Source organism: Massilia timonae CCUG 45783, assembly GCF_000315425.1.
Lineage (GTDB): Bacteria > Pseudomonadota > Gammaproteobacteria > Burkholderiales > Burkholderiaceae_D > Telluria > Telluria timonae.
On sequence record NZ_JH992922.1, the window covers coordinates 1,331,793 to 1,338,888 of the forward strand.

1 protein-coding gene and 2 rRNA genes are annotated in these 7,096 nt (G+C 57.2%); 2 read left to right on the forward strand and 1 reads right to left on the reverse strand.

What is annotated here, in order from left to right:
• Together HMPREF9710_RS05615 and rrf are read left to right on the forward strand one after the other, a co-directional pair.
• Window positions 1-2,856, forward strand: a 23S ribosomal RNA gene (locus HMPREF9710_RS05615).
• Between the two features lie 153 nt (window positions 2,857-3,009).
• A 5S ribosomal RNA gene (rrf, locus tag HMPREF9710_RS05620) occupies window positions 3,010-3,122 on the forward strand.
• An 87-nt stretch (window positions 3,123-3,209) separates the two neighbouring features.
• Here the strand turns inward: rrf and HMPREF9710_RS05625 are convergent.
• Window positions 3,210-6,980 (reverse strand): TonB-dependent receptor, encoded by a 3,771-nt coding sequence (locus HMPREF9710_RS05625; protein ID WP_005664659.1) that lies wholly within the window; start codon window positions 6,978-6,980, stop codon window positions 3,210-3,212.
• Between the last annotated feature and the right edge of the window lie 116 nt (window positions 6,981-7,096).

Consider the following 7,096-nt stretch of genomic DNA (forward strand, 5'->3'; position numbering starts at 1 on the left):
CGATTACAGGCGATGAAGGACGTAGTAGCTTGCGATAAGCTGCGGGGAGCTAGCAAACGAGCTTTGATCCGCAGATTTCCGAATGGGGAAACCCGGCCTTTTAGGTCATTGCATACTGAATACATAGGCATGCAAAGCGAACGCGGCGAACTGAAACATCTAAGTAGCTGCAGGAAAAGAAATCAACCGAGATTCCCAAAGTAGTGGCGAGCGAAATGGGATGAGCCTGTACGTGATAGTCGAACGAATAGCAGAAGCCTCTGGAAAGGAACGCCATAGTGGGTGATAGCCCCGTACACGAAATCAAAACGGTGGTACTAAGCATACGACAAGTAGGGCGGGACACGAGAAATCCTGTCTGAACATGGGGGGACCATCCTCCAAGGCTAAATACTCGTAATCGACCGATAGTGAACCAGTACCGTGAGGGAAAGGCGAAAAGAACCCCGGGAGGGGAGTGAAATAGATCCTGAAACCGTGTGCATACAAACAGTAGGAGCCTCCTCGTGGGGTGACGGCGTACCTTTTGTATAATGGGTCAGCGACTTACATTCAGTGGCGAGGTTAACCGAATAGGGGAGCCGTAGAGAAATCGAGTCCGAACAGGGCGACAGTCGCTGGGTGTAGACCCGAAACCAAGTGATCTACCCATGGCCAGGATGAAGGTGCGGTAACACGCCCTGGAGGTCCGAACCCACTAATGTTGAAAAATTAGGGGATGAGCTGTGGGTAGGGGTGAAAGGCTAAACAAACTTGGAAATAGCTGGTTCTCTCCGAAAACTATTTAGGTAGTGCCTCAAGTATCACCACCGGGGGTAGAGCACTGTTATGGCTAGGGGGTCATTGCGACTTACCAAACCATTGCAAACTCCGAATACCGATGAGTGCGAGCTTGGGAGACAGACATCGGGTGCTAACGTCCGGTGTCAAGAGGGAAACAACCCAGACCGCCAGCTAAGGTCCCAAAGATTGGCTAAGTGGAAAACGAAGTGGGAAGGCTAAAACAGTCAGGATGTTGGCTTAGAAGCAGCCACCATTTAAAGAAAGCGTAATAGCTCACTGATCGAGTCGTCCTGCGCGGAAGATGTAACGGGGCTAAGCCAGTCACCGAAGCTGCGGATATATTTCTCGTGATTTATCACTTGATCTATATGGTAGGAGAGCGTTCTGTAAGCCTGCGAAGGTGTCTTGTAAAGGATGCTGGAGGTATCAGAAGTGCGAATGCTGACATGAGTAGCGATAATGCGGGTGAAAAGCCCGCACGCCGTAAGCCCAAGGTTTCCTGTTCAACGTTCATCGGAGCAGGGTGAGTCGGCCCCTAAGGCGAGGCAGAGATGCGTAGCTGATGGGAAGCAGGTTAATATTCCTGCACCGTCGTATGATGCGATGGGGGGACGGATCGCGGAAGGTTGTCTAACTGTTGGAATAGCCAGTTTTTGACTCATAGAAGGTGCTTAGGCAAATCCGGGCACGTAATTCAAGGGGTCGAGACGAGTCGCCACGTGCGACGAAGCAATCGGAAGTGGTTCCAAGAAAAGCCTCTAAGCTTCAGTCATACGAGACCGTACCGCAAACCGACACAGGTGGGCGAGATGAGTATTCTAAGGCGCTTGAGAGAACTCGGGAGAAGGAACTCGGCAAATTGGTACCGTAACTTCGGGATAAGGTACGCCCTAGTAATTTGACCACTTTACTGTGGAAGGATGAACGGGTTGCAATAAAATGGTGGCTGCGACTGTTTAATAAAAACACAGCACTCTGCAAACACGAAAGTGGACGTATAGGGTGTGACGCCTGCCCGGTGCTGGAAGATTAAATGATGGGGTGCAAGCTCTTGATTGAAGTCCCAGTAAACGGCGGCCGTAACTATAACGGTCCTAAGGTAGCGAAATTCCTTGTCGGGTAAGTTCCGACCTGCACGAATGGCGTAACGATGGCCACACTGTCTCCTCCCGAGACTCAGCGAAGTTGAAATGTTTGTGATGATGCAATCTACCCGCGGCTAGACGGAAAGACCCCATGAACCTTTACTGTAGCTTTGCATTGGACTTTGAATCAATCTGTGTAGGATAGGTGGGAGGCTTTGAAGCGGGGACGCCAGTTCTCGTGGAGCCATCCTTGAAATACCACCCTGGTTCATTTGAGGTTCTAACCTTGGTCCGTTATCCGGATCGGGGACAGTGCATGGTAGGCAGTTTGACTGGGGCGGTCTCCTCCTAAAGTGTAACGGAGGAGTTCGAAGGTACGCTAGGTACGGTCGGACATCGTGCTAATAGTGCAATGGCATAAGCGTGCTTAACTGCGAGACCGACAAGTCGAGCAGGTACGAAAGTAGGACATAGTGATCCGGTGGTTCTGTATGGAAGGGCCATCGCTCAACGGATAAAAGGTACTCTGGGGATAACAGGCTGATTCCTCCCAAGAGTTCATATCGACGGGGGAGTTTGGCACCTCGATGTCGGCTCATCACATCCTGGGGCTGTAGCCGGTCCCAAGGGTATGGCTGTTCGCCATTTAAAGTGGTACGTGAGCTGGGTTTAAAACGTCGTGAGACAGTTTGGTCCCTATCTGCCGTGGGCGTTGGAAATTTGAAGGGGGCTGCTCCTAGTACGAGAGGACCGGAGTGGACGAACCTCTGGTGTACCGGTTGTCACGCCAGTGGCATTGCCGGGTAGCTAAGTTCGGAAGAGATAACCGCTGAAAGCATCTAAGCGGGAAACTTGCCTTGAGATGAGATTTCCCGGAGCCTTGAGCTCCTTGAAGGGTCGTTCGAGACCAGGACGTTGATAGGCTGGGTGTGGAAGTGCAGTAATGCATTAAGCTAACCAGTACTAATTGCCCGTACGGCTTGTCCCTATAACCTTGGTAGTCCAAGGTCGAGTACAGCTGCTCGATACAAAGCTACAACCCAACAATACTTCTTCCAGATTCATGGCCACGCTGAACAAAGCGTAGGGTGGGCGGCTGTGCCGCCCACGCGTAACTCAAGCGTAGCCAGACAAGTCAAAGCCTGATGACCATAGCAAGTCGGTCCCACCCCTTCCCATCCCGAACAGGACCGTGAAACGACTTTGCGCCGATGATAGTGCTGCAACCAGTGTGAAAGTAGGTTATCGTCAGGCTAGTTATATGAAAAACCCCTCCAGGTGATCCTGGTGGGGTTTTTTGCTATAAGGGGTCCCGCCTGTCCTGGCGAAAGCGCCACCCCCTCACTCGAACCTGAAATTCACCCCCGCCATATACGTCGCTCCCGCATACGCATCGGTGTACACATTCGGCGTACCATCGGCAAACTGCGCAAATCCCCCCGTCGTCGTCCCCGTGTGAATCCGTCCGAGATTCCGCCCCTCGAGGAACAATTCGATATTCTCATTGACCCGATACCCGATTTTCGCATCGATGTACCGGGTCCCGAGCCGGAAGCTCGGCGCCCCGGGCGCATATACCGGATTGCGAACAGTCGTCAGCCCGTGCGCCGGATAATTGTTGATAGCGGTCGAATTACACCCCGATATGCAACTGAACTTCTCGGCCACGAACTGCACCGCCACCCTGGCCGATAACTTGCCATCGTCGTACCACAGCGACGCGTTCCAGGAATGGTGGGGCTCGCCGGCCACCGGCATGACGGTGCCGGTCAGCAGGTCGCGCACGGCGGTCCCGGTCAACTTGGACTTGTTGCGCGTGTAGTTGGCATCGATCCCAAGATAGCGCAGATACCACGGCAGGAAGGTGAATGCGGCCTTCCCCGACACCTCGTAGCCCGTGCGGGTGTTCGGCAATTGATTGATCCAGCGGCGGTAGTCGAACTGCTGGTCTGCCAGCGGCTTGCCGGTCTGGCTGTCCACCTGGTCCGAGCCGGCAAACAGCGCGGCCGCATTGACCGCCTCGATCAGCGTCGGTGCACCGATGACGCCCTCCTGCCGGTAGACGGCGCCGGCGAACATGTAATTCTTGTTGGGATACCACTCGAGCGACAGGTTCTGGTTGTGGTTGGTCATCGGCTCCAGCGACGGATTGCCCATGGTGCCGGAGCAATATTGTGCGCGAGGCTCGCCGTCCGCATCGAGCTGGTCGGTGAAGCGCTCGTCGTAGAAGCAGGTGCCGCTCGGGATCAGGCGGCCGCCGGGCGGGCGTGCGACGGTCTTGCCCCAGTTGTAGCGCAGTACGAGTTCGTTCGGCAAAAACCAGGTGTTCAGGTTGATCGAGGGCAGATAGTCGGTGCTGACGTCCGAGATCTCGGTATCCCGGCGGTAGATCGCCGTCGTCACACCGTTGGCATTCTCCGGGTCGGCGGGATTGAAGCTCGCGTTCTTCACCGTCGACTGGAAGGCCAGCTGTCCGGTGCCGACCACCCCGGTGCGCACGATGCGCACGCCGACGTTGCCATCGAAGGCGATGCCGAACGGCAGCGGACGTTCGCTGAACGGTATGCGGTCCAGGCTGAAGTCCATCATCAGGTAGCCCGCATCGACGGTTTCCACCAGCTTGTTCATCGGCTGGGCATACATCTGGCCGTCGCTGCCGGCGCAGGATTTCACGCAATCGAGGTTGTAGTTCGGTACGCCGAGCAGGTCATAGAGTTTGCCGATGTCGATCTCGGTCCAGCCGCTGATCAGCCCCGCCGGACGATCGGGATCGCCGCCGTAGAACTGGGATGTCGGCTGCTTCGTATAGACCTGCGCGAACATGTCCCGGAACTGGTCGGCGGTGATCTGGATCGTCCCGCCGAGGTTGGCGCGCGGGTCGGCATTGGGGGTATAGCCGTACTTGCATGGCCGCCCCCCGGCCCCCAGCGAGCCGGGGGTGTCTTCGCAAATCTGGTAGGTGGTGCGCAGGTTTTTATTGGGGACGTAAATGCCTGGAATATAGCCTGGCGTTCCCCAGGCGCCCTGGGGTTCCTGGACGGTCATGCCGCCGGTGCCCCAGGCCGAGTAGTCGCTCTTGCGGCGGTTGTATCCGATCTTGAAGCGCGGCAGATAGCCGTTGGTGAAGTCGCTGGTGTTGAAGGCCACATCGAGTTTCACGGTGCGCTCGGTCTGTTCGTTGATGCGCGCATTCTGCAGCGACAGCGTCCTTGCCGGATCGATCAGCGGTAGCTGGTCCGAGGTATAGGCGGGCGTCGCCGGGGCAAATGCACTGCCGGCGAAAGCGGCGAGCGCTGGCTGCGGCCGCAGCGCGAAGTAATTGTTGGGATTGTTGGGATCGAAGCTCGCGCTCGGCTTGTAATCCCAGATACCGTTCGATAACAGGTTTGCCTGGACGGGCCCCGTGTAGCCGCTCAGGCCGGCGCGCCGCTCGTAGCGCGAGAAGTCGCTGCGCGCGTCGCCCAGCAGCAGCTCGGCGAATACGTAGCGATTCTTGTAGGTGCCGCCAGCCTGGGTGTAACGCGATTTTTCCCGAATATTGAGCATGGTGTTTTCGACGCCGAAACTGCCATCGGCAATCGTATAGCCTGTCAAATGGTGGTTCGCGTCGACCGTGACCGAGTTCGGATCGATATTCGACGTCGAGCCGTTGGCCGCGCCCCCGGCACGCCAGCTCAGGTCCGGATACAGGAAATAGCCGGATGCGGGCACCAGATTGCGCGTCGCCCATGCGCCGTTCGACAACTGGGTCGGCGACACCGTGTCGGTAAAGGATGGTCCGATATAGCCATTCGGCCCAGTGACCGTCGTGCCGTTGAAGGCTGGGCCGCCGTAGCCAGCGCTGCTCGCTTCCGAGACGATATGGCGCGATGAACGGCTGTGCTTGACGTAGACCTGCAGACCGTCGCTGACCTTGAAATCCAGGCGGATGTCGCCCGAGTTGCGATCTTCGTCCTGGCGATTCACGAAGTAGCGGGTACTGCTCGGCACGTAATCATTCCATTGCCCCAGGCAGGACAGCAGTTCCGTCTGGCGTTGGTTGATCGCACTGGTACGGGTGGCGCCAGCCACGATGGCGTTGGCCTGGGCCTCGGTCAGCAGTGGAAATGCCTGGTAACACGCCGCCTTGGTTTGCGCAGCGGCCGACTTGGCCACGATTTCCTGGGGTGTGGCTGCGTTGAACGTGCCACCACCGATCAGATTCGATGTCAGCAGCGGTGTCGTCGACAGCGGGTCGTCCAGTTTGACGGTATTCGGTTGGAACGAGAACGTTTTTTCCGGCGAGTTGTCGAAGTCGAGTGGACGATAGGCGCCGACGGCACTGCTGCTGCCGCCCTGGTTGATCGAGTGCGACTCCTGGGCAACCTTGCTCCTGGACAGATTAACCAGCACGCCCAGCCGGTCGTTCATCAGTTTTTTTACACCGACGAGGTTCAGGTTGGGATTGAGTTTCTCATTGAGCGTGTTCTGCATTCCGGCGACACGCATCGACAGGTAATCCTTCTTGAAGTCCAGGCCATTCCGGGTGGTGATGCGCACCGAGCCGCCAAGTGACCCTTCTACCATGTCGGCCGTGGAACCTTTTACCACGTCCACGCTCTTGATCAGGTCGGACGATAACTGGCGCATCTCGACGGCGCGTCCACCGGCCTGGTCCGAGCCGGCGTTCATCCCGCCCAGCAAATCGGCGCCGCCAGCGGACTGTACGCCCTGTCCATCGAGTTCCACGCGGGTCAGTTCCGGGCCGTTGCCCCGGATCGAGACCGAGATCCCTTCGCCATAGTCGCCTCGGTCCACGGCCACCCCGGCGATCCGGGAAATCGCATCCGCCACGTTCCGGTCCGGGAAGGCGCCCACGTCTTCCGCCACGATGGAATCCTGGGCGGTGTCGGCCTTCTTCTTCCTGCCGATCGCACTTTCCTGGGCCTGCCGCGTACCCACCACGCGTACGGTGGTGGGGGCACTGGCAGGACTGCTTGTCGTCGTGTCCTGCTCTGTTTGCCCGGCCTGTTGCGCGTGAACTGGTACCCCGGTTGCAAGCGAAGCCAGGGCCATCGCAACCGCACCGGACAGACGCCGTGTACGGCAATGCATTGCTGTATGCCTGTTCATTCTCGTCTCCGTAATTTTTTTTATGGACCGCCAGATTACGGTAGTTGTCAACAAAGATGTCGCGTCAAGTCATGCGGCTTTTCTTAATTGCTCTGGCGGTTTCCGTTCCGGATTCA